This is a genomic window from Aeromonas sp. ZOR0002 (assembly GCF_963866995.1).
In the GTDB taxonomy this organism is placed as follows: domain Bacteria; phylum Pseudomonadota; class Gammaproteobacteria; order Enterobacterales; family Aeromonadaceae; genus Aeromonas; species Aeromonas caviae.
The window spans coordinates 1-1,029 of sequence record NZ_CAWMFQ010000163.1; the positions used below are offsets into that span (position 1 = coordinate 1).

Below are 1,029 nucleotides of genomic sequence, written 5' to 3' on the forward strand. Positions count from 1 at the left end.
GAATCCCTCCCTCACCGCCAAATAAAACAAAAGGCCCCGTCGCAAGACGGGGCCTTTTGTTTTTCCGGTAACCGGCAATCTGGTCTCTACCCGGTATCGACAGGCGGGTGGACTAGCCCTGCTGGAGTGGCATAGGCCGTACACCGGGCGACACCGGGATGTAGTCTGGTCAATGCCTCCCTTGCTGTCAGGTTTATCCTGATCGGTTTATCGCTCCCTAACCTTGTCCCGTCCCGTTATCTCTTCAACCTGGAGATATAGGGGATATTCCGGTACTTGTGCTCCCAGGGCAGGCCATAGCCCACCAGCAGGTCATCGTTCGTCATTTCATAGGCATAAAACTGCTCGGCGGGGATAGCCACGCGCCCCGGTTTGACAAACAGGGTCGCGATGGACAGCGAGCGTGGCGCGAATGCCTGCAGGTGCGCGACCAGCCGCTTCATGGTGCCCCCCGATTCGATGGCGTCGTCCATCAGGATGACGTCTCTGCCCTGGATGCCGACATTGTTGTGAAAGACGATGGGAGAGGCGTTGTGGCGCTCCCCCGGAGTGTGGGGGCAGGAGATGTAGTCCATGGCGACATCAAAGCGCAGCGCCCTGACGACATCGGCGGTAAACAGCATGCCGCCCGGCACCACGGTGATCACCACCGCCTCCGTGAATCGCTCGTTGAGCCGTTTGGCGATGACCTCGACGCCGAGCGCAATGTCCTCGGTATTTAATACCACGTCGCCGAAAACAGGGTTTCTCATGGCAGCTCCTGACAGGTTGTAGAAAGAGGGGTGGCCCGGGGTGCCAGCCCCACGCCTCTGCTGAGGAGCAGGGCCAGCACCATCAGCAAAACGACGCCGTGGAGGGCAGCCGGCAGACCGAAGGCGTCGGCGACAAAGCCGACCAGGGCGGGGCTGGAGAGCACCCCGACATAGCCCAGGGTGGCGTCGCTTATCTGGGCGTTCAGTCTGACGAAGGGGATGATGGAGGCCCAGGCCGCCGTGGCAAAGCCCGAGCAGAAGAAAGTGGCTCGGGGGG

2 protein-coding genes are annotated in these 1,029 nt (G+C 61.2%); both read right to left on the reverse strand.

The features are described from left to right. Positions 1-236 precede the first annotated feature (236 nt). On the reverse strand, positions 237-752 hold the full coding sequence (locus tag AACR77_RS09590; protein ID WP_042881051.1) for a phosphoribosyltransferase: 516 nt from the start codon (positions 750-752) through the stop codon (positions 237-239). Then, a partial coding sequence (locus AACR77_RS09595; protein ID WP_042881053.1) for a hypothetical protein occupies positions 749-1,029 on the reverse strand: 281 nt, incomplete at its 5' end. The genes AACR77_RS09590 and AACR77_RS09595, both read right to left, overlap by 4 nt.

Coding starts and splice junctions, on each gene's coding strand:
- AACR77_RS09590 (WP_042881051.1), bottom strand. CDS start 752: ATGAGAAACCCTGTTTTCGGCGACGTGGTATTAAATACCGAGGACATT.